This is a genomic window from Bradyrhizobium japonicum USDA 6, assembly GCF_000284375.1.
Taxonomy (GTDB): Bacteria; Pseudomonadota; Alphaproteobacteria; order Rhizobiales; family Xanthobacteraceae; genus Bradyrhizobium; species Bradyrhizobium japonicum.
This window is the reverse complement of sequence record NC_017249.1, coordinates 4,286,141-4,309,165: the sequence shown is the minus strand read 5'-3', so window position 1 is coordinate 4,309,165 and position 23,025 is coordinate 4,286,141. Positions and strand designations below refer to the sequence as shown.

The 23,025-nt window shown below is 64.6% G+C and carries 27 protein-coding genes; 15 read left to right on the top strand and 12 right to left on the bottom strand.

The genetic code is table 11. From position 1 onward, the window contains the following. Window positions 1–21 precede the first annotated feature (21 nt). The 3 genes from BJ6T_RS20150 to BJ6T_RS20140 form a co-directional block, all read right to left on the bottom strand. Window positions 22–438 carry a VOC family protein gene (locus tag BJ6T_RS20150; protein ID WP_014494310.1) on the bottom strand — a complete coding sequence of 139 codons (417 nt, stop codon included), beginning with the start codon at window positions 436–438 and terminating at the stop codon, window positions 22–24. A 110-nt stretch (window positions 439–548) separates the two neighbouring features. Beyond that, complete coding sequence (locus BJ6T_RS20145; protein ID WP_014494309.1) at window positions 549–1,031, bottom strand: DUF5680 domain-containing protein; 483 nt, start codon at window positions 1,029–1,031, stop codon at window positions 549–551. Between the two features lie 3 nt (window positions 1,032–1,034). Next, a complete protein-coding gene (locus BJ6T_RS20140; RefSeq protein WP_014494308.1) occupies window positions 1,035–2,186 on the bottom strand; it encodes a zinc-binding dehydrogenase in 1,152 nt (383 codons plus the stop codon). A gap of 176 nt (window positions 2,187–2,362) precedes the next feature. On the opposite strand from BJ6T_RS20140, the gene BJ6T_RS20135 reads away from it, so the two are divergent. The 6 genes from BJ6T_RS20135 to BJ6T_RS20110 all read left to right on the top strand — a co-directional run bounded on the left by BJ6T_RS20135 (window position 2,363) and on the right by BJ6T_RS20110 (window position 7,918). After that, complete coding sequence (locus BJ6T_RS20135; protein ID WP_014494307.1) at window positions 2,363–2,842, top strand: GNAT family N-acetyltransferase; 480 nt, start codon at window positions 2,363–2,365, stop codon at window positions 2,840–2,842. 37 nt (window positions 2,843–2,879) lie between these two features. Continuing rightward, window positions 2,880–3,677, top strand: coding sequence for an alpha/beta fold hydrolase (locus BJ6T_RS20130; RefSeq protein ID WP_014494306.1), 798 nt, complete (start codon window positions 2,880–2,882; stop codon window positions 3,675–3,677). A 150-nt stretch (window positions 3,678–3,827) separates the two neighbouring features. Further along, complete coding sequence (locus BJ6T_RS20125; protein WP_283808200.1) at window positions 3,828–5,066, top strand: MFS transporter; 1,239 nt, start codon at window positions 3,828–3,830, stop codon at window positions 5,064–5,066. Between the two features lie 51 nt (window positions 5,067–5,117). Further along, window positions 5,118–6,284, top strand: coding sequence for an MFS transporter (locus BJ6T_RS20120; RefSeq protein WP_014494304.1), 1,167 nt, complete (start codon window positions 5,118–5,120; stop codon window positions 6,282–6,284). A gap of 68 nt (window positions 6,285–6,352) precedes the next feature. Beyond that, window positions 6,353–6,964, top strand: a complete 612-nt coding sequence (locus tag BJ6T_RS20115; protein ID WP_028154094.1) for a PilZ domain-containing protein — start codon at window positions 6,353–6,355, stop codon at window positions 6,962–6,964. A gap of 330 nt (window positions 6,965–7,294) precedes the next feature. Beyond that, the gene (locus tag BJ6T_RS20110; RefSeq protein ID WP_014494302.1) at window positions 7,295–7,918 is read left to right on the top strand and encodes a transglutaminase-like cysteine peptidase; all 624 of its coding nucleotides are present in this window, start codon (window positions 7,295–7,297) and stop codon (window positions 7,916–7,918) included. A 117-nt stretch (window positions 7,919–8,035) separates the two neighbouring features. Here the strand turns inward: BJ6T_RS20110 and BJ6T_RS20105 are convergent, their stop codons facing one another. From BJ6T_RS20105 to BJ6T_RS20090, 4 genes are all read right to left on the bottom strand, one after another. Then, window positions 8,036–9,799 (bottom strand): CYTH and CHAD domain-containing protein, encoded by a 1,764-nt coding sequence (locus tag BJ6T_RS20105; protein WP_028170181.1) that lies wholly within the window; start codon window positions 9,797–9,799, stop codon window positions 8,036–8,038. A gap of 451 nt (window positions 9,800–10,250) precedes the next feature. Continuing rightward, window positions 10,251–11,606, bottom strand: coding sequence for a metal-dependent hydrolase family protein (locus BJ6T_RS20100; RefSeq protein ID WP_014494300.1), 1,356 nt, complete (start codon window positions 11,604–11,606; stop codon window positions 10,251–10,253). Window positions 11,607–11,625: 19 nt separating this feature from the next. Beyond that, entirely contained in the window at window positions 11,626–12,189 is a 564-nt protein-coding gene (locus BJ6T_RS20095; RefSeq protein ID WP_014494299.1) for an HdeD family acid-resistance protein, read from the bottom strand. A gap of 172 nt (window positions 12,190–12,361) precedes the next feature. After that, window positions 12,362–12,658: a hypothetical protein gene (locus BJ6T_RS20090; protein WP_028170182.1), complete on the bottom strand. Its 297-nt coding sequence runs from the start codon at window positions 12,656–12,658 to the stop codon at window positions 12,362–12,364. A gap of 365 nt (window positions 12,659–13,023) precedes the next feature. Here BJ6T_RS20090 and BJ6T_RS20085 point away from each other — a divergent pair, with 365 nt between their 5' ends. Further along, window positions 13,024–13,233: a hypothetical protein gene (locus tag BJ6T_RS20085; RefSeq protein WP_014494298.1), complete on the top strand. Its 210-nt coding sequence runs from the start codon at window positions 13,024–13,026 to the stop codon at window positions 13,231–13,233. A gap of 17 nt (window positions 13,234–13,250) precedes the next feature. Here BJ6T_RS20085 and BJ6T_RS20080 read toward each other — a convergent pair whose 3' ends face one another. Continuing rightward, window positions 13,251–13,958, bottom strand: a complete 708-nt coding sequence (locus tag BJ6T_RS20080; RefSeq protein ID WP_014494297.1) for a GntR family transcriptional regulator — start codon at window positions 13,956–13,958, stop codon at window positions 13,251–13,253. Between the two features lie 268 nt (window positions 13,959–14,226). Here BJ6T_RS20080 and BJ6T_RS20075 point away from each other — a divergent pair, with 268 nt between their 5' ends. From BJ6T_RS20075 to BJ6T_RS20050, 6 genes are all read left to right on the top strand, one after another. Continuing rightward, window positions 14,227–15,213 carry an ABC transporter ATP-binding protein gene (locus BJ6T_RS20075; RefSeq protein WP_014494296.1) on the top strand — a complete coding sequence of 329 codons (987 nt, stop codon included), beginning with the start codon at window positions 14,227–14,229 and terminating at the stop codon, window positions 15,211–15,213. 42 nt (window positions 15,214–15,255) lie between these two features. Next, window positions 15,256–16,545, top strand: a complete 1,290-nt coding sequence (locus BJ6T_RS20070; protein ID WP_014494295.1) for an ABC transporter substrate-binding protein — start codon at window positions 15,256–15,258, stop codon at window positions 16,543–16,545. A 4-nt stretch (window positions 16,546–16,549) separates the two neighbouring features. Continuing rightward, complete coding sequence (locus BJ6T_RS20065) at window positions 16,550–17,509, top strand: ABC transporter permease (RefSeq protein WP_028170183.1); 960 nt, start codon at window positions 16,550–16,552, stop codon at window positions 17,507–17,509. A gap of 3 nt (window positions 17,510–17,512) precedes the next feature. Continuing rightward, window positions 17,513–18,391 carry an ABC transporter permease gene (locus BJ6T_RS20060; RefSeq protein WP_014494293.1) on the top strand — a complete coding sequence of 293 codons (879 nt, stop codon included), beginning with the start codon at window positions 17,513–17,515 and terminating at the stop codon, window positions 18,389–18,391. A 20-nt stretch (window positions 18,392–18,411) separates the two neighbouring features. Next, the gene (locus BJ6T_RS20055; protein ID WP_014494292.1) at window positions 18,412–19,143 is read left to right on the top strand and encodes an aspartate/glutamate racemase family protein; all 732 of its coding nucleotides are present in this window, start codon (window positions 18,412–18,414) and stop codon (window positions 19,141–19,143) included. 175 nt (window positions 19,144–19,318) lie between these two features. Further along, a complete protein-coding gene (locus BJ6T_RS20050; RefSeq protein ID WP_014494291.1) occupies window positions 19,319–19,810 on the top strand; it encodes a hypothetical protein in 492 nt (163 codons plus the stop codon). 215 nt (window positions 19,811–20,025) lie between these two features. On the opposite strand, the gene BJ6T_RS20045 is transcribed toward BJ6T_RS20050, so the two are convergent. Continuing rightward, window positions 20,026–20,406: a hypothetical protein gene (locus BJ6T_RS20045; protein WP_014494290.1), complete on the bottom strand. Its 381-nt coding sequence runs from the start codon at window positions 20,404–20,406 to the stop codon at window positions 20,026–20,028. A gap of 103 nt (window positions 20,407–20,509) precedes the next feature. After that, complete coding sequence (locus BJ6T_RS20040) at window positions 20,510–20,806, bottom strand: hypothetical protein (protein WP_014494289.1); 297 nt, start codon at window positions 20,804–20,806, stop codon at window positions 20,510–20,512. A gap of 158 nt (window positions 20,807–20,964) precedes the next feature. Between BJ6T_RS20040 and BJ6T_RS47300 the strand changes: the two genes are divergently transcribed. Continuing rightward, window positions 20,965–21,129 (top strand): hypothetical protein, encoded by a 165-nt coding sequence (locus BJ6T_RS47300; protein WP_014494288.1) that lies wholly within the window; start codon window positions 20,965–20,967, stop codon window positions 21,127–21,129. Here BJ6T_RS47300 and BJ6T_RS20035 read toward each other — a convergent pair. After that, window positions 21,126–21,656, bottom strand: a complete 531-nt coding sequence (locus BJ6T_RS20035; protein ID WP_014494287.1) for a gamma carbonic anhydrase family protein — start codon at window positions 21,654–21,656, stop codon at window positions 21,126–21,128. The two genes, BJ6T_RS47300 and BJ6T_RS20035, sit on opposite strands and share 4 nt — an antisense overlap. Window positions 21,657–21,761: 105 nt before the next feature. Beyond that, on the bottom strand, window positions 21,762–22,091 hold the full coding sequence (locus tag BJ6T_RS20030; RefSeq protein ID WP_014494286.1) for a DUF6949 family protein: 330 nt from the start codon (window positions 22,089–22,091) through the stop codon (window positions 21,762–21,764). A gap of 223 nt (window positions 22,092–22,314) precedes the next feature. Between BJ6T_RS20030 and BJ6T_RS20025 the strand changes: the two genes are divergently transcribed. Next, a complete protein-coding gene (locus tag BJ6T_RS20025) occupies window positions 22,315–23,022 on the top strand; it encodes a hypothetical protein (protein ID WP_028170184.1) in 708 nt (235 codons plus the stop codon). Window positions 23,023–23,025: the final 3 nt, after the last annotated feature.

The following is a 23,025-nucleotide window of genomic DNA, read 5'->3' as shown; positions in this document are numbered from 1 at the left end:
CGATGGAACTTCTTGGGCGCATTAGATCTCGGCATAGACCTCCAGCAAATTGCCGTCGGGATCGCGAAAGAACAGCGTCCGATGTCCGAACGACTGGTTCGTCGGCGGTGACAGCAGCGCCACGCCCTGCCGCACCAGTTCATCGGCACATTGATCGACCTCGGTCGCGGACACCTTGAAGGCCAGTTGCAGCGAGGCGCTGCCCGCCGGTGTCGGCGCGTCGGCCGCGGTCCGGCTCGGTCTCGCCAGCGCCAGCGTGTTGCCGCCCAGGCCGTACTCGATCCAGTTCGGCGAGAGCTCGCGCAACAGCGGAAAGGCGAGAACGTCCTCGTAGAACCGGCGCATCGCCGCCATGTCGCGCACGAAGATGACGGTGTAGTCGATCGCGCGAATGGCGTTGAAGGGGGAGCGGGTGCGCGGGTTAGGTTCGTCTGTCATCGTGGCCCTCATTCCAAACTCAGGCTCGTAGCCCGCATGGAGTGAAACGGAATGCGGGACCGCCGGCCCCGGATTGCGCTGCGCTCCATCCGGGCTACAAGGTTCAAGAATTACCGCAGCAGACCACCGCTATAGCGCAGCTCGTACAGCGGCACGCCATCATGCCGCGCGATCGTCTCGATGCCGCGGAAGCGATCGAGCGTACCTTCGACCTCGTTGCGGTAAGTCATGCCTGCCTGCTCGTACAGGTGCGGTCCCCGATAAGGCTCCTCGACGCTTACGCCCAACAGCGCCTGGCGCAGGAATTTGTAGATCTCGAGCAGCGTGGGCCGATCCGTGATGTCCGCGCGGGCGCCACCACTGTAGCTCATCGACCAGATGACACGATCATCCCGTGACACGGTCTCCTGCCCGACGAAAAACCCCATCCCGAAATAGATATCGCGATAGGCATAAGGTGGCGCGCGATGCTCGAGCTGCTTGGAGCCGGCGAGCAGCGGCGCGGCCACGGTCGCGTCGTCGTCGAGCCCCGCATAGGTGCGCCGCTTGGCTTCGACCAGGAATGCTGCGAGATCGGGTGGAACGGACGGCATGGTCTAGTCCACCAATTCCGGCCACGGCACGATGGTCGATTTCACCGTCTTCATCGCCATCGCATCCCTCACCGCCTGCGCGACGCCTTCCTCCGTAAAGGGATAGATCGTCTGCATCTTCAGCCAGGGATACTTGTCGCGCGTGCGGTAGAGCATGTCGACGCCGAGCGGGAGATCATTTCCGGTGAAGCCCCAGGATCCCAGCACGTTGAGATCCTTGGTGCAGATGCGGTGCCAGGAGGTCTCGATCGAGCCGGCGTCGGTGAACTGACCCATCTCGACATAGGTGCCGCCGTCGCGCAGCATCTCGATGCCCTCGGGGCCGGCGGTCGGATGGCCCGAACAATCCATCACGAGATCGGCGCCGAAATGGCCTACGATCTCGCGGACGCGCGCGATGCGCTCCTGCGGCGATTTGATCTCCTCGATGTTCACCGTCGCCTCCGCGCCGAACTCGCGCGCGAGCTTGAGCCGCGGCTCTTCCGGCGCGCCGACGCAGATCACGCGCCCCGCCCCCATCTCCTTGGCGGCCGCGACCGCGAGAATGCCGATCGGACCCGAGCCCTGGATCACCACGGTGTCGCTCCAGGAAAAACCGCCGGCGCGACTGGCGCGGTTGAAGGCGCGGATGCAGGAGGTCAGCGGCTCCGACAGCGCGCCCAGCCGCAGCGACATGTCGTCGGGCAGCTTGTAGATCTTCGTGCCCGGCAGCATGTCGAGATCGACATAGACATATTCGGCCCAGCCGCCCCACATATGAGGCGCCTTGTCGAAGCCGAGATAGCGGCCGTAATAGACCGGCGTCAGGCATTTGTTGGCGGTCTGCGGATAATGGATGCAGTAATAGCAACGGCCGCAGGGCATCAACGGCGGGATCATCACTTTCGAGCCGACCTTCAGCGGCTTGCTCATGAAGTCCTCGGTGAATTCGTCGCCGCATTCGACGATGATTCCGCCGAGCTCGTGTCCGAGCGTGAACGGCCAGGGCAGCGGCTTCGGCCAATGCCCTTTGAGAATGTGCAGATCGGTGCCGCAGACGCCGCAGGCACCGACCTTGATCAGCGCGGCCTTCCGGCCGACCTTTGGCCATGGCACGGTCTTGATGACGGGCTCCGAGCCCGGTCCTGCGTGAGTGCAGACGCGGATCTGGTCCATGGCTGTTTCCTCGCTGCCCGTCTGTTATGATTGATGGTGCGGGCTGACGCGAAGCGTATGTGAGATGCGCGGTCGTGCCAAGCGTGAGTCTCGAAACCCGCATGGAGCGAAGCGAAATGCGCGACCGGCGGCCCCGGATTGCGCTTCGCTCCATCCGGGCTACAAGGACGACTTCGATGCTACGTGACTATCAGCCAGCGGATGCGGAAGCGATCGTGCGCGTCGCTCTCGCGGCATTCGCGCAATTCGAGCAGGACTATTCCGATTGGCCGTTGTTCACTACCCATGTCGCGAAGATGCCTGAGCTTGCCAAGACCGGCGAGATCATCGTCGCCGAGGATGGCGGCCAGATCGTCGGCGCCGTCGCCTATGTCGGGCCGCGAGCCCCGAAGCCGGCCTTCTTCGATCCGGCCTGGCCGATCATCCGCATGCTGGTGGTCGATCCGGCCGCGCGCGGCAAGGGCATCGGCCGGCAATTGACGGAGGAATGCCTGCGCCGCGCCGAGCGCGACCAGTCGCCGGCCATTGCCCTGCATACGACGCCGATCATGACGGTCGCGCTGCCGATGTATCAGCGGATGGGATTTACCAGGGTTCGCGAGGCGCCGGATATTTTGGGCGTGCCGTATGCGGTGTACGTCAAGGCGCTGGGGTAGGATGGTGTCGGGGTTGATTCTTTGACAGTCGTTGCGAATGACAAACTGGACAAGCCGAACCTGCGCGGCAAATGGCATCGACATCCATTATTTACGGACCGGGGACGACAAGCCTGCGCTGATTGCGCTGCATGGGCTGACCGGAAGCGGCGCCTGCTGGACACCGTTCGCGCGCGCTCTCGAGGACGGCTACGACGTCATCATGCCCTCTGCGAGAGGACATGGCGCGTCGAGCGCACCGTCCGGCGGGTATCTGTACTGCGATCTCGCAGACGACGTCATCGGCTTCATTGACGCGCTCGGGCTGACTGCCCCGATCCTGCTCGGCCATTCCATGGGCGGCATGACCGCGGCCGTGGTTGCGAGCGAGATGGGTACGGCCATTCGCAGCGTTATCCTCGCCGATCCGACTTTCTTGGCACCGGAGCGCCAGCGCGAGGTTTACCGGAGCGACGTCGCCGAGCAGCATCGCCGGCTTCTCGCTCGGGACAAGGACGAGGCGCTGGCCGAGGCCCGGCGGCGGCATCCGCACCGCTCATCCGAACTGCTTGACCTGATCATCGATGCGCGGCTGCGGACGGAGATCAGCGCCTTCGAGGTGCTCACGCCGCCGAACCCGGATTATCGCGAGCTTGTCGAAGCCATTGCCGTGCCGAGCCTGCTTGTCTTCGGAGACAATGGCGTTGTCTCGGTCGAGACGGCGCGGGAGCTGCAGGGGCTCAATCAGCACCTCCGCTATGAGGTGATCGCGAATGCGGGCCATGGGTTGCCATATGACAAGCCGGATGAGTTTGCTGCGGCGGTCAGGTCGTTTCTGGCGACGGAGATCGCGTGACGCGCTGCTTCGTAGCCCGCATGGAGCTCTGCGGAATACGGGGCCGGCGGTCCCGAATTGCGGGCTACGGACACACACCCAGGTGTCTTGAGCGGCCGGCGGCGAACGTGTATGGCCCCAAGGGTCTCACCCTGGTGATCGCTTGAACCCCTGCCCCAAAATCCTGTTGTCGCGTCCGGATCGTTCGCGGCGATGAAGTCGGTGCCGTACCGGCTCCAGTTCATCGCCTACGTGCTGGCGATGATGGCGGACAATATCGAGCATGTGATCAGCTATTGGGTGGTGTTCCAGAAATTCCATTCGCCGACGTTGGGGGGCTTTGCCGTGCTGTCGCACTGGCTGCCGTTCCTGCTGTTCTCGGTCGCGGTCGGCGGGCTCGCCGACCGGTTCGATCCCCGGCGCATCATCCAATGCGGCATGCTGCTGTTCATCGTGGCCTCGGCCGGATGGGGCTTCTTCTTCATCACCGATACCATCCAGATGTGGCACGCGATGCTGCTGCTGGTGATCCATGGCTGCGCCGGCGTGTTGTGGCAGACTCCGAACCAGCTGCTGCTCTACGACCTCGTCGGCCCTGCGGATCTACCGAGCGCGGTGCGGCTGAATGCGATGGCGCGCTATCTCGGCATCCTGGTCGGACCTGCCGTCGGCGGCGTCATCATGCTCACGCTGGGCACCTCGCACGGCATCATCTTCAACACGCTGTTCTACCTGCCGATGCTGCTGTGGCTGTTCTGGGCGCCGGTGCGCGACAAGAGCGTCGCGGTGCGGCGCTTCGCCGTGCGCGGCCTTGCCGACATCGTGCTGACGATGCGTGCCATCGGCACCCAGCCGGTGCTGACAGCGATGACGTGGCTCGCCGGCCTCACCTCCTTCATGATCGGCAACGCCTATCACGCGCAGATGCCGGGCTTTGCCGGCGATCTCGGCCACGGCGATCCCGGCGTCTCCTACAGCGTTCTGCTCGCGGCCGACGCAGCCGGCGCACTGCTCGCCGGCATCGCGCTGGAATCTTGGGGACGGTTGAAGGGCACGCCGCGCACCGCGATCACGCTCGCGATGCTGTGGAGCGTGGCGCTGCTCGGCTTTGCCGCGGTGCGGATCTATCCGGTCGCGATCGTGCTGCTGTTCTTCGCAGGCTTCTTCGAGCTGTCCTTCAACACCATGGCGCAGGCGCTGGTGCAGTTGAACGCACCGCACGACATCCGCGGCCGCGTCGTCGGGCTCTACAACATGGCCGGGCTCGGGATGCGGGCCTTCAGCGGCATCACCGTCGGCCTGTTCGGTGCGGCGATCGGCATTCACTGGTCGCTCGGGCTCTCGGCCGCGGTGCTGCTGGCGCTGCTGTGCCTTCTCTATGGGCGCGCGACGAGGAGGACAGCCGGTTGACTCTCGTCCCTCCGCACCGCACCCTCGAGATGGGCCTGAGGAGATGAGGCGTTGCGCAATCGCTGGGGCATTCTTGCGATCCTGTTCGTCGTGCGCCTCACCATCGCGTTCCAGTTCCAGAGCGTGGCCGCGGTTGCGCCGTTGCTGCAGCAGACCTTTGCCGTCGGGCTCGCCGATATCGGCATCCTGATCGGACTCTATTTCACCCCCGGCATCGTGCTGGCGCTGCCGGGCGGCGCGATCGGCCGGACCCTTGGCGACAAGCCGACGACGATCGCAGCGCTGCTGCTGATGACCGCGGGCAGCCTCGTCATGGCCACCACCGAGGTCTGGGGCTGGCAGATGGCGGGCCGGCTCGTCTCCGGCGCCGGCGGCGTGCTGCTGACGGTGCAGCTCACCAAGATGGGCACCGACTGGTTCGCCGGGAAGGAGATTGCGACCGCGATGGCGATCTTCGTCAACTCCTGGCCGGCCGGCGTCGCGATCTCGCTGCTGGTGCTGCCTGCGATCGGCACGGCCTATGGCGCAAGCGCGGTGTTCCTGACGGCGGGCGCCCTCACGGCAATCGGTATTGTGCTGATCTCGCTCTATCAGTCGCCGCCGGGAGCCACGGTCACCGCAGCCGGCCCGGGCCGGCTCGATCCGCTCGCGCTGCTGGCGGTGATCGTCGCTGGCCTGATCTGGGGACTCTTTAATGTCGGCTTCGCCATGATCTTCTCGTTCGGGCCCTCCCTGCTCGCCGAGCGCGGCTGGAGCATTGCGGCGGCGGGCTCCGCGATCAGCCTCGTGATGTGGCTGTCGGTGATCTCGGTGCCAGCAGGCGGCTATCTCGCCGACCGCTTCAAGCGGCCGCTCACGCTCGCGACCGCGGCCAGCCTCATCGTGGCCGCCCTGCTGGCCTGGTTGCCGCGATCGGATGCGGTGATCACGATCCTCGTCCTGATCGGCCTGATCGGCGGCCATCCGGCCGGCCCGATCATGAGCCTGGCCGCCCGCGTGCTCGCGCCGGAAACAAGGGCGATCGGCATGGGCGTGTTCTACACTCTCTTCTATGCCGCGATGATGCTGGGGCCGGCGGTGGCCGGCCGGCTGGCCAAATCGGCCGGAACGGCCGCGGTTGCACTCGACCTCGGCGCGCTGACGGTGCTGGCCTGCCCGCCGCTGATGTGGCTTTTCGAGCGCATTGTGGCTGTCCGTAATCGACGCACCCAATCCTAACGCGGCGTTAACCCTGTGCACCTTAGGGTCGTGCCGGACTCCGCCAGGCGGGGGGTCGGGTTGTGAAAATGGCGTTGGCGAACAAAAAATTTCTTCCGGCCGCCGAGGAACGACGGCGTTTCCAGCGGGTGAAGGTCCACCTGCTCGGCCGTTACATGCTGCCTGACCGCCGGGAATTCCCCTGCCAGGTCATCAACATGTCGCCGGGCGGACTGGCGCTTCTGGCCCCCGGCATCGGCAATGTCGGCGACCGCGTGGTCGCCTATCTCGACCATATCGGCCGGGTCGAGGGCAAGATCACCCGCATCATCGACAACGGGTTCGCCATGACCGTCGGGGCGACGCCGCGCAAGCGCGACAAGCTGGCGGCACAGCTGACCTGGCTTGCCAACCGCGACATCCTCAATCTGCCGGAAGATCGCCGCCACGACCGTATCGTGCCGCGCAACCCGATCGCGGTGCTGACGCTCGAGGACGGCACCAAGATGACCTGCCGCATCATCGACCTCTCGCTGTCCGGTGCCGCCATTGCCGCGGAGAACCGCCCGCCGCTGAAATCGATCGTGCTGCTTGGCCGGGTCCAGGGCCGCGTGGTGCGAAACCTCGAGGACGGCTTCGCGCTGGAGTTCATGCACGAGCAGCCGATCGAGACTCTCGAAGAGAGCGTTACCGCGCGGTAAAGCGCGACGACGCGAAAACGCCTGTATTTCCAGCCCTGAAGGCGGCCTCCGCGATGCGGACGCCGCCTTTTTCGTGTCCGGTGACCGCCTCGCGCGGGTTAACGCGAGGGCTGCGCGCGCGCGCAAACAACAGTTCCGCCAGCGTTTCCGCGTTAATAGATAAAATTTGAATCAATTGAAGTCATTTCAAATCTTAGTCGAATTCGATTCAAGTATAGATCGAATTCATCGCGCTTTTTACTTGCATTCGTCTCGACTTGACTTTGCCGGTTTAGCGCCAACTCAAAAGCTCCATGCGAAATGTGGTCCCAACAAGAAACGGGGGCCGCAATGTTGGACTTCAGGGGACAGGGGAAAGGGCTGGCACTGGCTGTCATGCTCTTCGGGATCAGCGCGGCAGCGCAGGCCGGCGAAGGCCGTCTGCTCTACGCGAGCCTCGGCGACACCACGCGTGCGCCGATCGGCTGGGTCGAGTTCTGTGCGGATAATGCCGCTCAGTGCCAGGGCGCGCCGACGCAACCGCGCGACATCGTGATGTCGCAGGCCGCATGGCGCGACCTCGTCAAGGTCAATCGCTGGGTCAACGAGACCGTCAAGCCTTTGACCGACCAGGAGCACTGGGGCGTGATCGAGAAGTGGTCGCTGCCGACCGACGGTTACGGCGATTGTGAAGACTACGTGCTGCTGAAGCGCAAGATGCTGATCGATGCCGGATGGCCGCGCGAGGCCCTGCTCATCACCGTCGTGCGGGACAAGAAGGGCGAAGGACACGCGGTGCTGACGGTGAAGACCGACAAGGGCGAGTTCGTTCTCGACAATCAGAACGAGAACGTCGTTGCCTGGACCGAGACCGGCTACCGCTTCGTCAAGCGCCAGTCACAGAGCGATCCCAATGTCTGGGTCTCGCTCGGCGACACCAAGCCGGCGGTCTCCACCGCCAGCGCCAAGAACTAGCAGTCAGGAAACGAGTTACGCGGCCCGGTCACATCCCCACCCCTCCCCGTCCCAGACCGGTTCGCGCGCGGCCAGCCATCCCCCAATGGCTGGCCGCAACTTTTTTGGGGAGAGCAATCAGCCCTGCGACGACCAGGGCACGCGCGCGGCGGTGAAATCGCGCCACGTGCGTTGCAAAGCGGGCTGCACGCCGATCGATGCACGTGCCTGCCAGCCGGCGATCGCCGCGGCCGCGATGGCGCTGTCGGGTTCAGTACCGAGCCCATCGAGCAGCGATGCCGTGACCGCCATGTCGTTGAAGGCGCCGAGCTCCTCCTGCAAGGCGGCGAGCCTGCGCGAGAAACGTCGCGCCGACTTGCGATCCTCGTACAGCGGCAGCAGGAACTCGCTGAGATAGCGCAACCGCTTGGTCGCGAGCCGCACCCGGTGCAGCTCCTCGGCGGGGAGCGACTTGAAGTGGCGGCCGCGCTTGAGCACCTTGGCGTATTGCTCCGACAAGATGCGCTGCGCGAAGTCGACGGCGGGTTCGGCGAGCTGGCCGAGATCTTCGGCGGCAACGTCGTTGCGCCAGCCTCGCGTCTCGATCCAGTTTCCGAGGCCGATCAGGAACACGGCACAGCGGCGATCGTCGAGCGCATCATGCGCCTTGCGATAGGCGTCCGACTGGCGCTCGGCCGCAGCCCGGCCCAGCGAATCGAAGCCGGCGACCGACGGACAGGCCTTTGCGATCGTCGGCAAGGTGTCGAGCTGGAACACGTCCCAATCACGGGCGGCGGACAGGTCTTGCGCCAGCCATTTGGCTTCCGTCCGCAGCGCGTCGAGATTGCTGAGCGCACCGACCGATCGCATCAGGTCGAGCGCCGATCGCAGCCGGCGCAGCGAGACGCGGAGTTGATGCACGCCTTCCGGGTTGCGCCCGTCCTCGGCGGCCGGCAGCGACTGAAGCAGATGGAGGAAGCAGGAGCGCAGGATCGTCGCGAAGGCCTCGTCGAGCGTGACCGACGCATCGAGGCGAAATTTTCGCGGGCGACGTGCCGGGGGCGGCTTGTCGGCGGCAAGATCAAAGCCGCGCGCCGACTTGGTCCGGATGGACGGCTTCACCGCACCCTGCTCCGCGAGCCGCAGCGCGACCTCGTAGATCGTGCTGGCGCTGCCGCTCTTCAGCTCAAGCTCGATCTCGCTCACCGGCATCGAGCGATCGCCAGCCGTCAGCTCGCCTTGATCGAAGGCGATTTCGACCGTGCCGGACGGCAAGTCGATCATCCTCGCATGACGACGGATGTCAGCGGTGAAGACGACTTCGAGCGGCTGCGTCACGAGGTGGCTACGAAGCTTCTCCGGAATAAAGGGCATCGCCAGGGCGAGATCGGGCGCAAGCGATGACACGCTCGCCTCCCACTCGCCACGGCGCAACGGATCGTCCGCGGCGTCCGTCTTCACCGTCTGCACGAAGCGCGCGCCGCTCTGGCGGACACGCAGGCTCAGGCCATTGCGCCGAAGCAGGCGCTCGGCCGTGTCGTAATAGATCGACTTGAGATGCTTGCGCGTGCCCTTGTTGCGCGCGTTGGCAGTGATGACCGGCGCGGCGTTTAAATGCGCCATGTGATCGGCATCGACGAGAAGCTTGAGCTCGATCTCACCGGCGGGACGCGCAGCAGTGCCGGACTGGGATGGCTCCGGTGCAGGCGTCGTGTCTTGCGATGGCGTCTGATCAATCACAGCGCCCTCGACGATCGCATGTTCCGGGTCGGGCTCGGCTGCGTCACGTTGCCTGAGGAAGCCGGTGACGACTTGCGCTCTCTTGTTCCTGTCCTTGGGGAAAGGATTCCCATCCGGCGCGCTCATGGTTTTGCGAGCCGGCGTAGCGTCTGATTTCAACATTTCCGGTGACATGACGGTTTGATGACAGAGCGCAGCATATAGCTCGTCAGGCCCGCAAGGAATAGCAACGTTACGTCGCGACGCATCATGGTCCACCTGCGACACGCTCGACGCTAAAGATCGGGCAGGACTGTCATAATTCGTCGTGCGTGACGAATTAAATTGCCGCCGCGTACAGTAAGTGATCGAATTGATAGCGAATCTCGTCGTTCTCGAAACCGAGATGAACGCGTCAGCGAGCTTGACTCATGCTAGCAGAAAAATTCTTTCTGGTTTTGGAGACGCTCAGAAGTCACGCCTCCGATGATGACAGGCCGGAGACTGTGACAAGCCCCGTGCGGCCTCCTGCGCCCCCGGCGATCGCAAAAGGCTCCCGGCCAGGAAAGCCGGTTCCCGACGAGCGAGACTAGAAGCGATTGAATCTCGCGGGCTCACGCCTGCCATGCGCTCGTCAGTGCGCGAGCCTGTTCTTGTAGATCCTGCCGTCCTTCATGATCACCACAAAGTTCTTCGCGGGATCTTCGACCAGCTTGATGTCGTCGAGCGGATTGCCGTCGACCAGCAGGAGATCGGCGAGCGCGCCTTCCGCCACCACGCCGAGCTTGCCGGGATAGGGATTGCGCGGGCCCGACAGGCTCAAGAGTTCGGCGTTGGTTGACGTCGCCATCGTCAGCGCTTCGGCCGGCGTATACCAGCGCGTCAGCGCTGCCAGCATCGCGCCCTGCCTGTCCGCCAATGCCTTCGAGAACAGGACGTCAGTGCCGAACGCGGTCTTGATCTTGTACTTCTTCGCCAGCGCGTAGACGCGGTCGGTGCCGGCAACGACCTGCCGCATCTTGTCCTGTTCCGAAGGCCCGAGCGCGGCAGCCATGGACATATCCAGGAACGGCTGGGTGCTGAGCCAGATTCCCTTCTCCGCGATCAGCTTCGCGCTCGCCTCGTCCATGAGATGACCGTGCTCGATGCATCTGACACCGGCCGCGATCGAGCGCTGGATCGCGACCGGCGTATAGGCGTGCGTGGCGACGTAGGTGCCCCAATTGTCGGCGGCCTCGACGGCCGCGCGCAATTCGGGCTCGGTGAAGGTGGAGACGTCGAGCGGACTGAAGGGCGACGCGACGCCGCCGCCCGCCGTGAGCTTGACCTGCGAGGCACCCTGCATCAGCTGCTCGCGCGCCCGCACGCGCACCTCGTCCGGACTGTCGGCGACCATGCTGCCACCGATCCGTTCCATGCGGCTGAGCATGCCGCCGATGGTTCGCGGCAGATCGGAGAGCTGCCGGAAGTCGCCATGGCCACCGGTGATGGTGATGATTGCGCCGGACGGATAGATCCGCGGGCCAGCGACGAGGTCCTCGTCGATGGCCTGCTTGAGGCCGAAACTCGGGCCGCCCATGTCGCGTATGGTGGTGAAGCCGCGCATCAATGTAGCCGTTGCTTCGCTGGCGGCGAGCAGATTGTTGTAGCCGACATCGCCTGCGAGCGCGGCCATCGGCGTCGGGCGCACCAGCATCGCGTGCCAATGCGCGTCGATCAGCCCCGGCATCAGCACGCGGCCGCCGCCATCGATCACTTGAGCGGTGGCCGTGATGTCGCTGGCCGAAATCTTCTCGATCGTCTTGTTCCGGACAAGGACACTCGACGGCGGGGAGAGTGCACCAGCCTTGCCGTCGAAGATCCTGACATTGCGGAACAGAACGGCGGAGTCCTGCTGCGCCGATGCCGGCGGCGCGCCGAGGGTCGTTCCGATCGCCGCAAGCAGTGCCGCGGCCCTCAACAAGCCGGCCGACATCGTCGTACCCCCCATGCTCAATCTCCGCGCAAAACTACGCCGCACGAGCGGCCGGCGTCCAGGCGAACGTTAGCCACCCGATACCATGGGACAACAAGTCGATGCCGAGCAGCAGTCCCAGGACCCAGAGCCCGGTCGTCGGAAAGCCCGTGAGGATGACGAGCCCCGCCAGAACGCCAAACAGGCCGGATGCGACCATGATCCCGCCGCCCTGCTGCCAGCGACCGATGCCGATCAGCATGCGCACCACACCGGAGGCCAGCAGCGCAACGCCGAGTACATAGGTGAGCAGGAGGGCGCCGGTCAGCGGCTGGCTGACGAGGACGATGCCAAAGGCGATGTAGAGAACGCCGAGGATGATCTGCCAGACGAGGCCGCCCCATCCCTTGGTCCAGAATGCGTGGAAGATCTCGAAGGCGCCCGCGGCGATGGCCATCCAGCCGATGAACAGCGCGCTGACCACGGTGAAGAACGCGATGTCGCCGAGCACCATCAGTCCGGCGAACACCATGAAGAGACCCAGCAGCACGCAGACCCAGCGGGGCGGTTGCGGCAGGCCGGTCGCGCCCATCGGCGCACCATGGTCGTAAGTCGTCATGACATCCTCCTCCGTTTATCTCCAGCGCCATCCGCAATGACGGCGGCCACGATGCCACCAGCACTCCCGGCGCCGACGCCGCCGGTGCCACGACGGTGGCCACGGCGGCGGCCGATGGCCCGGTGCCGGTAGCGGACGTCCAGTCTGCTGCGCAAAGGTGCCGGCAACGGGTTCACGCCTGCCTGGAACGGCATGATCGGCTGGCGATATCTCGGGCAAGGCCGCGGCGTCCTGCGGCGACAGCCTGACGCCCGCGCCTGCGCCCGCTGGTTCCGACGACACAGACCCCGAACAGCTCGCTCGGAACGCGCGCCAGCGCGGGATAGACCTGCGAGTTGATTCCGTCGCGATTTGATTGAAACCGTCGCTGCGCCTCGGTCACCAGCGATTGAACGGTGTCCGCATCAGGCGGATGGCCGGTCGAGACATACGCCGGCTCCCGCTCCTCGACGACCGAACGTAACGCCATTGCAATACTCCACGGAACGGATTTGGCTCGTGCCAATCCCGCTCTAGAACTCAACCGCGCGACGGTAGTTGATGCTTCCTGCCCAACAGAGTCAATTTGCAACCACTGGGGGATTCCGCAATTCAGCTATCCGCCTCCGGAGAAGGTGCACCGCCGCAAAAACCGCCCCAAGGAATAATAGGCAATTGAGTAAGTGAGGCTGTCTCACATACACCGAATTCAAATCAAATGTAGACGCTGTGAGATTCTACGATCAACGCCAGATTGCAACTTGCGCATTCGGGAGTACGATCATGCCGGCCTGTTCGACTGGGGACGTAAGCAACAGGGGCGGCGAACGCAGGCGCGACATGACGAGGCGTAACATGGTGGCACAAACGAGTGACGGACCCGTCCTGCTGGTCAAGAAGCTCGGCGGACTCTTGGCAATCATCGTCGGATGCCTGCTTACCGCGGTTGGCGTGACCTTCGAATCCGGCGGCACGACTTTCGTCGGCGTACTCTTCCTGATCCTTGGTGCGATCTTGCTCGTGCTGAAGATCATCAGGCGTAACGAAGGATCTTCGCTGCCATAACCAAACGATGCGGTTCGTTAGGCACCGAGCACGTCGGCGAGCCGCAGCTCGTCGGCGGCGGGATCCTTCAGGAACAGCTCGGCCTCGATCTCGTCCAGATGCGACAGCATCTGCACGCGCGCAGCCTGCTTGTCGCGCTTGCGGATCGCGGCGACGATGCCGGCGTGATGATCGGTGCCGCAGGCCGGCGTGTCGTGGCGGCGGTAGAGCAAGATGATGAGCGAGGAGCGCGCGATCAGCTCTTTCAGGAAGCCGAGATAGATGCTGTGGCCACTCATCTCGGCGACGAGGCGATGAAACTCGCCGGAAAGCCGGACCGAGGCGCGCGCGTCGCCGCGCAGCTCCGCCTCGCGCTCCTCGGCGAGATGCTGCTGGAGGCGATCGATCCAGGCCGGCGACACCGCATCGATCGCGTGATCGACGATGGTGGGCTCGATCAGGCGGCGCGCCTCGAACACTTCGCGGGCATCGCCCGGCGTCGGCCGCGCGACGAAGGCGCCGCGGTTCTTCTCGATGTTGACGATGCCTTCATGCGCAAGCTGCTGGAGCGCGGTGCGGACCAGCGTGCGGCTCGCGCCGTAGATCTCGCCGATCTCGTCCTCGCCGAGCTTCGTACCGGGCAGCAGGCGATGCTCGAGGATCGCGGCGGTCACCCCCTCCCTGATGCGGCTGACGCGATCGCTCGCATCTGGCGCGTCGGATTTCGGGCGAGTCTTGGCGGCCATCAGTTCGAAGGGTTGGGTGTGAGGGCTCGATCGGCGACGTTCGGCCTTGAATGTTAGTCGACGAGCTGTATCCAATCACAGGCAAAAGTTTATACAATCTGCGCCCGTTTTGTGTGCAGCGAGGCAGACGGATGCTCGGACGGCCGAAGGCGGCGGATTCGATCTAACGACCTGACTCTGCTGCACAGTTCTGGAATTCAGCCGGCCAAGGGCGGTTGGCACGGACCTTGCGGAGAGACGGGAGCATCGCCCCTCCCTTGGACACGCCATGGCCACTCCCGCCGCTCTCGAACTGGTCGCCGTCACCAAGCGCTACGACACGACGCTGGCCGTCGACACCGTCAATTTGAAGATCCCGGCCGGGACCTATTGCTGCCTGCTCGGCCCCTCCGGCTGCGGCAAGACCTCGACCTTGCGCATGATCGCGGGCCATGAGGCGGTCAGCGAAGGCGACATCATCCTCGGCGCGCAGAACGTGACCGACCTCGAGCCGGCCAAGCGCGGCACGGCGATGATGTTCCAGTCCTACGCGCTGTTTCCGCATCTGACCGTGCTGGACAACGTGGCGTTTGCCCTCAAAATGCGCGGCGTCGACCGCACGACCAGGCACAAGCGCGCCGGCGAATTGCTGGAGCTGGTGGCGATGACACCCTATGCGGGCCGGCTTCCGGCCCAACTCTCCGGCGGCCAGCAGCAGCGCGTGGCGCTGGCTCGCGCACTGATCACCGAGCCGCAGATCTTGCTGCTCGACGAGCCGCTCTCCGCACTCGATCCGTTCCTGCGGGTGAAGATGCGCGGCGAGCTGAAGCGCCTTCAGCGCGAGCTTGGCATCAGCTTCATCCAGGTCACCCACGGCCAGGAAGAAGCGATGGCGCTCGCCGACCACATCGTGGTGATGAACCAGGGCCGGATCGAGCAGCAGGGCGCCGCGCGCGACATCTTCCACCACCCCCGCACCGAATTCGTGGCGCGCTTCATCGGTGGCCACAACGTCCTCAGCGATGCCGGAAGCCTCATCGCCGTGCGCGCCGATCAGCTCGGCATCGCGCCGTTCACTGACGGCGCGTTCGGCGCGCCGGCGCTGCTGACCCAGACCGAGTACCAGGGCTCCTACATCGCCGTCTCGCTCACGCTCGACGACGGCACCGCCCTGTTCTCCCACCTCCCCGAGGCCGCCTTCGACGTCCACCCGTTCCGTCCGGGCGATCGCGTGCTGGCCACCTGGGATCCCGCCAAGGCGCAACGCCTGCAATAGCGCCGATCGATCACTGGAATGCGCAACAGAGGAGTGACTGATATGACCGAGACCACCAGGACGAAGGGCGTCAGCCGCCGCACGCTGCTCAAGGGCACCGCGGGTCTCGCGGGCCTCGCCGCCGGCTCCGGCGCCATCACCGGCTTCCCCTATGTGAAATCGGCCGATGCGAAGGTGCTGCGCTATCTCGGCACCGCCGTGAACGAAGGCGACGACATCTCCAAGCAGTGCCTCAAGGACACCGGCATCAAGATCGAATACATCACCGCGACCACCGATGACGTCACCAAGCGCGTGATGACCCAGCCCAACTCGTTCGACGTGCTCGACACCGAATATTTCTCGCTGAAGAAGATCGTGCCGTCGGGCAACATCCTTGCCCTCGATGCCAAGAAGATCAAGGAATTCGACAACATCACGCCGGTCTTCACCAAGGGCGAGACGCCCGGCGGCAAAAAGATCGGCGGCCAGGGCACGGCGCCCTGGAAGGTGCTCTATCTCGAAGGCAAGGACTCCAAGAAGTTCGCGACGTCGGCGACCGAGTTCGTCACGCTGATCCCGACCGTCTACAACGCCGACACGCTCGGCATTCGTCCCGACCTGATCAAGCGGCCGATCAGCTCATGGTCCGAGCTGCTCAATCCCGAATTCAAGGGCAAGGCCTCGATTCTCAACATCCCCTCGATCGGCATCATGGATGCCGCGATGGTCGTGGAAGCCACCGGCAAGTACAAATATGCCGACAAGGGCAACATGACCAAGGAAGAAATCGATCTCACCATGAAGGTGATGACCGAAGCCAAGAAGGCCGGCCAGTTCCGCGCGTTCTGGAAGGACTTCAACGAGAGCGTCAACCTGATGGCGTCAGGCGAGACCGTGATCCAGTCGATGTGGTCGCCGGCGGTGACCAAGGTCCGCTCAATGGGCATCGCCTGCACCTTCCAGCCGCTCAAGGAAGGCTATCGCTCCTGGGCCTCGGGCTTCTGCGTCTCCAAGGGCGTGTCCGGTGCGAAGCTCGAATGGGCCTATGAGTTCGTGAACTGGTTCCTGTCCGGCTATGCCGGTGCCTATCTCAACCGCCAGGGCTACTACTCCGCCGTGCTCTCCACCGCGAAGGCGCATATGGAGCCCTACGAGTGGGCGTACTGGATGGAAGGCAAGCCGGCCGAGAAGGACATCAAGGCGCCCGACGGCTCGCTGCTCGAGAAGGCCGGCGCGGTGCGCGACGGCGGCTCCTACGAGGACCGCATGGGTGGCGTCGCCTGCTGGAACGCCGTGATGGACGAGAACGACTACATGGTCCGCAAATGGAACGAGTTCATCGCGGCCTAACGTGATGGACACGTCGGAGGACATCCTGCAACAGGCGTCCCCGGGATTGATCCCGGGGTCGGGCACGGCGCGCGCCGCAAAAGCGACGCGCCTGTCGCCCTCGTTCATCTCCTGGCTCCAGGCCGGGCCGATGATGCTGGTGTTTCTCGCCTTCTTCCTGATCCCTCTGGTCTTCGTCGTCATCGTCTCGTTCTGGGACTACAACGAATACCAGTTGCTGCCGGCCTTCTCCGGCCGTGGCTACACCGACACGTTCGAGGGCTGCATCGCGCAGCTCCCCGATCTCTGCACCATCGCCAAGACCTATCTGAAGACGCTGAAGCTGTGCTTCCTGGTCTGGATCATCACGCTCTTCATCGGCTTCTGGGTCGCCTACTTCCTCGCCTTCCACGTCAAGTCCAAGACCTGGCAGATGGGATTGTCGCTGCTCTGCACGATCCCGTTCTGGACCTCCAACGTGATCCGCATGATCGCCTGGATCCCGCTGCTCGGACGCAACGGCCTCGTGAACTCCGGACTGGTCAAGAGCGGATTGATCAACCATCCGCTGGAATGGCTGCTGTTCTCCGAATTCTCCGTGGTGCTGGCGCTGGTCCACCTCTTCACCTTCTTCATGGTGGTGCCGATCTTCAATTCGATGGTGCGCATCGACAAGTCGCTGATCGAGGCGGCCTATGATGCCGGCGCCACCGGTTTCCAGACGCTGGTCAACGTCATCATCCCGCTCTCCAAGCCCGGCATCGTGATCGGCTCGATCTTCGTCATCACCATCGTGATGGGCGATTTCATCACCATCGGCGTGATGGGCGGCCAGCAGATCGCGGCGGCCGGCAAGATCATCGAAACGCGGGTGAACGCGCTGCAATTCCCGGCTGCGGCCGCGAATGCCGTGATCCTGCTCATCATCACCTTCCTGATCATCACCATGATGTCGCGCATCGTCGACATCAAGAAGGAGCTCTAGAGCATGAAGGAGGGACGCCCGCGCTCGTTCTACGTGCTCGCGATCTTCTTCGCGGCCTATGTGCTGTTTCTCTACGGCCCGATGATCGCGATCTACGTCCTGTCGTTCCAGGGCCCGCAGGGCGGCCTCACCTTCCCGATGAACGGCGTGTCGACCTTCTGGATCGCAAAACTGTTCCAGGGCACCGGCATCGTCGATCTCGGCGCGGCCTTCCGCCGCTCGCTGCTGCTTGGCCTGATCGTGATGGTTGTGACCGTCGTGCTGTCGGTCGCCGCCGGCATGGCCTTCCGCCGCAAGTTCAAGGCGCAGGGCATTCTATTTTACTCGGCGATCGCGAGCCTGATCGTGCCCTCGATCATCACCTCGCTCGGCATCTCGCTCGAATTCCGCATCATCGACGATTTGATCAAGGCGCACTGGAACGAAAACTTCGAGACATCGATGGGCCTGCTGACCTCGGGCTTAGGTGCGCACCTGACCTGGACGCTGCCGTTCGGCCTGCTGATCATGTTCGCGATCTTCAACCGCTTCGATCCCAGGCTGGAGGAAGCCGCGCGCGATCTCGGTGCGACGCCGTGGCAGGCCTTCCGTCATGTCGTGCTGCCGATCATCCTGCCCTCCGTGATCGGCATCGGCTTGTTCGGCTTCACGCTGTCCTGGGACGAGCTTGCCCGCTCCAGCCAGGCGATCGGGGCGGTGAACACGCTACCGCTCGATCTCCAGGGCCTCACCACCACCGTGACGAACCCCGACATCTATGCGCTCGGCACCGTGATCTCGGCGGTGTCGTTCACCGTGATCGCCCTTGCACTCGGCACCATCCACATGCTCAACAAACGGCAGGCGGCCAAGGGCTCGGATGCCGGCCAAGGGCTTGTCTGACAAGGGGCTTGTCTGAACTGATGCGACTGCACGTCGTCAATCCCAATACCACCGCGTCGATGACGGCGAAGATCGCCGCTGCAGCACGCCGCGTCGCCCTGCCCGACACATTGATCGACGCGCGCCAGCCCGCGATGGGCCCGGTCTCGATCGAGGGCTTTTACGACGAGGCCTTCGCCGTGCCCGGCATGCTCGGCTGCATCCGCGACGCCGACCGCGACGGCACCGACGCCCACATCATCGCCTGCTTCGACGACACCGGCCTCGACGCCGCGCGTGCCGCCGCGAAAGCGCCGGTGATCGGCATCGGGGAAGCCGGCTTCCATATGGCGAGCCTGATCGCGGCGCGCTTTGCCGTGGTGACGACGCTCGGTGTCTCGATCGTGCCGATCGAGCATAATTTGCGAAAATATGGTCTCGCTGAGCGCTGCGCTCACGTCCGCGCCGCCGAGGTCCCGGTGCTCGCGCTCGAGGAGCGCAATACTGATGCTCTCGGCAAGATCTCCGCGGAGATCACCGCCGCGGTCCGCGACGATCGCGCGGAAGCCATCGTACTCGGCTGCGCCGGCATGGCTGACCTCGCCGCCGAGCTCGCCGCCACACATGGCCTGCCCGTGGTCGACGGCGTCGCCGCGGCGGTCACGCTGGCAGAATCACTGGTGCGGCTGGGACTGAAGACCTCACGGCTCGGGCCCTATGCGGCGCCGCGCTCGAAGACCTATTTGGGGCCGTTTTCGCCGTTCCAGCCTTGATCCCGGCTCATTTGGGGACCTTCGGGGGCCTCAAGACCAACTGATTGCTGGTTTTTGCCGTTAGCCTCTTTTTGGTCCCATTTGTTGCTGAATGGTAACACTTTCGGGACGTCCCGGCGACCACTGGTTGCCGCACTTCGCCACTCACCAAGTTTCAATTTGGGTTTTGTCAGCGATGATCGATCTCGCCCAGGACAAGCCGTCCAACCCCTTCCTTCGCCTTGGCGCCCAGCCGATTGCGCTGACCGCCGCAGCCCTCCTGCTCCTCATCGCCGGCGCGACCTCAATCGCGATCTGGCGCGCCTATACCGGTGCAACTCCAGAGACCGACCGGGTGGTGGCGTCGCGGCAGCTCCAGGCCCGCACGGCCCAGGCATCCGAGCAACTCGTCGAGAAGACCAAGGGTCTGGAGGCGACCCAGCAGGAATCGATCGACCAGCTCCAGGTCGTTCAGGACCAGCTCCAGACCATGAAGCGCCTGATGGCGGCGCAGCAGGCCGACACCAAGCGGCTGTCCGAGCAGGTCACGACGCTGAACGAGTCCATCGACAGCCTTCGGCAGTCCTTTGCCAGCGCCCGGGCCACGGAGGCGGAGACCCCCTCGGTTACCCGCAGGAAACCGTCGCGCCGTGTCCACGCCAGCACCCGCAAGCGCTCGCGCGGCTAGCCGGGTCAGGGTCCGCGACTTAAATTTTTCCACATGTGAACTGGATCACATTCCCCCGTATGATTCCGCGCCATGCTGGCGGTTACCGGATGGCGTGAGCCGATTTCAATGTCCGGGGCTGGCAAGGTCGTTGACGGTATACTGCGTCAACGGCCTTGTTCTTTAGTGGGGCCAGTCTTTTGGCAGATCTGGCTTCTGACTGTGCCTCGTGGCCGCTATTCGCAGACATCCACGTTGCGGACACGCCAGCCGGACGGCGTCATGACGCGCTTCCGCACCACGTAACAGCCGCCGTAACCGCCATCGTCGTAGCCGGTACCATAGTAATAGGGATCGCCGTAACCATAGCCGTAGCCGTAATAGCCGCCGTAGTAGCCGGCACCGGCGAGCCCCGCCCCGATGGCCACTCCGGGCCAGAAGCCGCCGCCACGCCAGTGACCGCCATGGCCCCAGCCGCCACCATGGCCCCAGCCGCCGCCGCCGTGGCCCCAGCCGCCGCCACCATGACCGAAACCGCCCCGCGCCTCGGCCGCCTGCGGCGCCGACAAGCCGACTGCCGCAACGGCCAAGGCCGCCATCATCATCTTGCGTAACATCACTCGATCCTCCGCGTGGAGACGTTCCACGCTTCAAAGCAGGACCAAGCTAACGTTACCCGCGCCTTCCTGACAGCCTCACTGTCTCACTTCCGCGCGAGCATCAGCAGCCGCGGCAGATGCCCTTCATCTTCTTGTCGAGCAGCTTGTTCTCGGCATTGACCGCGGCATCTGGAGACCCGCCTGTGGCCGCGCCGGTGGTGTCCCCGCGGGACGCTCCTGACGATTGCGCCGTACCGAGGCTGTTGGTGCCAGGCGGCGGCGCCGGGGAGTTGGCGACGCCTCCCGTCGATCCGGTCGCGGCACCGGTCGTTTGCGCGAACGACACCGCCGGCATCGCGGCGAGACTGAGGATCACGATCAAGGTCTTGATTGAAGTGTTTGCAGGCGACGGGGCCATCGGGAATGCTCCTTTGGCTGTCAACGGTCCCGCCCAGGACGCGTTCCGGAACAAATTCCGTCACATCAGCTTGAAAGCGAGGATGGAGGCGCGATCAGCGCAAACAAGGACCCTGCCAAGCCGGCTGCGCGTTCCAAAGCCAGAAAGGCCAAATCACGATGACCGATCGCGATCCTTTTGCAGAGGGCGAACGCGCCGCACGCGAAAACATCCCGGCCGAAGCCAATCCCTACTCGGACGGCAGCGATGAGCATGCGCTGTGGTCGGCGGGCCACGAGAAGATTGCGGGCGCCATGGAAGCCCGCGAGTCCGAAGGCAGCTAGCCGATCCGCTTCAGGCCTTTCTTGAAGCGCGGGCCGTTGGCCACGTAGAACCTCGCGGCACTCCCCATCTTCTGCACCTGGGCGTCATCGAGCGTGCGGATCACACGCGCGGGCGAGCCGATGATCAGCGAGCGTTCGGGAAATTCCTTGCCCTCGGTGATGACCGAGCCCGCACCGACGATGCTGTTGCGGCCGATCTTCGCGCCGTTCATCACGATCGAGCCCATCCCGACGAGCGCGCTCTCCTCGATCGTGCAGCCGTGCAGGATGACGTTGTGGCCGACGGTGCAGTTCTTGCCGATAACCAAGGGAAAGCCGAGGTCGGTGTGGCAGGTCGAGCCATCCTGCACATTGGCGCCCTCGCCGATCTCGATCCACTCATTGTCGCCGCGCAGCACGGCGCCGAACCACACGCTCGCGCCCGGCTTCAGGCGCACGCGGCCGATCACGGTCGCGGTCTCGGCGATGAAGTAATTCCCGTCGGCGGGAAGATCGGGTGCCTGTCCGTCGAGCTCGTAGATCGCCATGGGGTTCTCCTGTCGCGTCAACCCAGCCATAGCGAAACGGCGACGCTGAGGCAAAGGGCCGCCGCGCCACGCAGGGGACGCAGAGCGTCCCGTGCAATGGAAGCGTCAGACCAGAACGCCGGCGGCGCGCAGCGTCATCAGGAAGAAGGTGCCGCTCATCATGCTCCAGAAGCCGGCGATGACGGTCGCCATCATCACGAATTCGACACGGCGGCTTTCCACCCGCATGCCGCGCAACGTGTTGCGCATGATGATGAAGGGCGCCGCGAAGACCAGGAACGGAACCGCGGCAAACGTCTTCGGCGCCACGCCGTCCTGCAACAGGCCGAAGCCGGCGGGCCGCTGCGCAAACGCTTGGTAACCGTTCACGAGCGCGCCCGCGAGCGCGAAACCGATGCAGATCGAGAACAGAGAATTGAAGGCTTCAGGTGTCATCGGAACGGTCCGCCCTTACGCAACGCCGGAGCCTTCCTGTGACAAAGAGTGCTGGTTAACGCTACATTATCCTTAAGGGAAGGTTAACGTCGGGGGCCGATCCGCGCAGGGCCCTCCCCCGTCCCGGCGGCCGGGAATGCTCCGCGAATTCGCCGCCGCATGGCATATTCGCCGCTGATTCGTCGGCCACCGGCCGACTTCCCGGTTCGACTCGCGCAAGCTCATGACGATGTTTTCGGCAGCTCCCCTCAGGTCCTCCAGGACGCACCCTCGGGCGCATGTCGTCCCGATCGTGCTCGGCGGCACTGCGGCGCTGGGCGCGGTGGCGCTCGTCGCCTATTTGCTGTGGCCGACCTGGGGCTCGGGCGGCGCGAATGCTCCCGACCGGCTGCCGGTGAGTGTCGGCGGCACGCTGTTCAACGTTCCCACGACCGCGATCCGGATGAAGATCCAGCGGCACTCCGGGCCGCAGGAGCGCATCGATCTCGACTTCCTCTACCCTTCGCTTGAGCCGCCGGGCGCACCGAAACATGTCACCGCCGACACCGTGGAAGAAGCGATGCAACCGATCGACCGCGTCTTCCTGTCGATCTCGGCGCATCACGATGCGCTGGCGCCGGAGCAGCGAACAGCCACGATCTATCCGCGCTATCTCGACCAGGCCGCGACCAATGCGGCGGACGGGCTGACGATGCGGATGTTCCGCGCCGACACGCCCTACGGCAGCGAGGACTTCTATTCCGCCGCAAGCCCCGCGCTGACCGCACGCTGCACGCGCGATGCCGCCACACCCGGCATGTGTCTCTCCGAGCGCCGCGTCGGCGGCGCCGACCTCACCTTCCGCTTTCCGCGCAGCTGGCTGTCGCAATGGCACGATGTCGCGGAAGCGCTGGACCGGCTGTCAGCGCAGTTGCGCGGACCAAAGGGATGAGCG

Bases quoted from the DNA above. Each gene is read 5' to 3' on its own strand.
- BJ6T_RS20150 (WP_014494310.1), bottom strand. From the start codon at position 438: ATGACAGACGAACCTAACCCGCGCACCCGCTCCCCCTTCAACGCCATT.
- BJ6T_RS20145 (WP_014494309.1), bottom strand. From the start codon at position 1,031: ATGCCGTCCGTTCCACCCGATCTCGCAGCATTCCTGGTCGAAGCCAAG.
- BJ6T_RS20140 (WP_014494308.1), bottom strand. From the start codon at position 2,186: ATGGACCAGATCCGCGTCTGCACTCACGCAGGACCGGGCTCGGAGCCC.
- BJ6T_RS20135 (WP_014494307.1), top strand. From the start codon at position 2,363: ATGCTACGTGACTATCAGCCAGCGGATGCGGAAGCGATCGTGCGCGTC.
- BJ6T_RS20130 (WP_014494306.1), top strand. From the start codon at position 2,880: ATGACAAACTGGACAAGCCGAACCTGCGCGGCAAATGGCATCGACATC.
- BJ6T_RS20115 (WP_028154094.1), top strand. From the start codon at position 6,353: ATGGCGTTGGCGAACAAAAAATTTCTTCCGGCCGCCGAGGAACGACGG.
- BJ6T_RS20110 (WP_014494302.1), top strand. From the start codon at position 7,295: ATGTTGGACTTCAGGGGACAGGGGAAAGGGCTGGCACTGGCTGTCATG.
- BJ6T_RS20105 (WP_028170181.1), bottom strand. From the start codon at position 9,799: ATGTTGAAATCAGACGCTACGCCGGCTCGCAAAACCATGAGCGCGCCG.
- BJ6T_RS20100 (WP_014494300.1), bottom strand. From the start codon at position 11,606: ATGGGGGGTACGACGATGTCGGCCGGCTTGTTGAGGGCCGCGGCACTG.
- BJ6T_RS20095 (WP_014494299.1), bottom strand. From the start codon at position 12,189: ATGACGACTTACGACCATGGTGCGCCGATGGGCGCGACCGGCCTGCCG.
- BJ6T_RS20090 (WP_028170182.1), bottom strand. From the start codon at position 12,658: ATGGCGTTACGTTCGGTCGTCGAGGAGCGGGAGCCGGCGTATGTCTCG.
- BJ6T_RS20085 (WP_014494298.1), top strand. From the start codon at position 13,024: ATGGTGGCACAAACGAGTGACGGACCCGTCCTGCTGGTCAAGAAGCTC.
- BJ6T_RS20080 (WP_014494297.1), bottom strand. From the start codon at position 13,958: ATGGCCGCCAAGACTCGCCCGAAATCCGACGCGCCAGATGCGAGCGAT.
- BJ6T_RS20075 (WP_014494296.1), top strand. From the start codon at position 14,227: ATGGCCACTCCCGCCGCTCTCGAACTGGTCGCCGTCACCAAGCGCTAC.
- BJ6T_RS20070 (WP_014494295.1), top strand. From the start codon at position 15,256: ATGACCGAGACCACCAGGACGAAGGGCGTCAGCCGCCGCACGCTGCTC.
- BJ6T_RS20065 (WP_028170183.1), top strand. From the start codon at position 16,550: ATGGACACGTCGGAGGACATCCTGCAACAGGCGTCCCCGGGATTGATC.
- BJ6T_RS20060 (WP_014494293.1), top strand. From the start codon at position 17,513: ATGAAGGAGGGACGCCCGCGCTCGTTCTACGTGCTCGCGATCTTCTTC.
- BJ6T_RS20055 (WP_014494292.1), top strand. From the start codon at position 18,412: ATGCGACTGCACGTCGTCAATCCCAATACCACCGCGTCGATGACGGCG.
- BJ6T_RS20050 (WP_014494291.1), top strand. From the start codon at position 19,319: ATGATCGATCTCGCCCAGGACAAGCCGTCCAACCCCTTCCTTCGCCTT.
- BJ6T_RS20045 (WP_014494290.1), bottom strand. From the start codon at position 20,406: ATGTTACGCAAGATGATGATGGCGGCCTTGGCCGTTGCGGCAGTCGGC.
- BJ6T_RS20040 (WP_014494289.1), bottom strand. From the start codon at position 20,806: ATGGCCCCGTCGCCTGCAAACACTTCAATCAAGACCTTGATCGTGATC.
- BJ6T_RS47300 (WP_014494288.1), top strand. From the start codon at position 20,965: ATGACCGATCGCGATCCTTTTGCAGAGGGCGAACGCGCCGCACGCGAA.
- BJ6T_RS20035 (WP_014494287.1), bottom strand. From the start codon at position 21,656: ATGGCGATCTACGAGCTCGACGGACAGGCACCCGATCTTCCCGCCGAC.
- BJ6T_RS20030 (WP_014494286.1), bottom strand. From the start codon at position 22,091: ATGACACCTGAAGCCTTCAATTCTCTGTTCTCGATCTGCATCGGTTTC.
- BJ6T_RS20025 (WP_028170184.1), top strand. From the start codon at position 22,315: ATGACGATGTTTTCGGCAGCTCCCCTCAGGTCCTCCAGGACGCACCCT.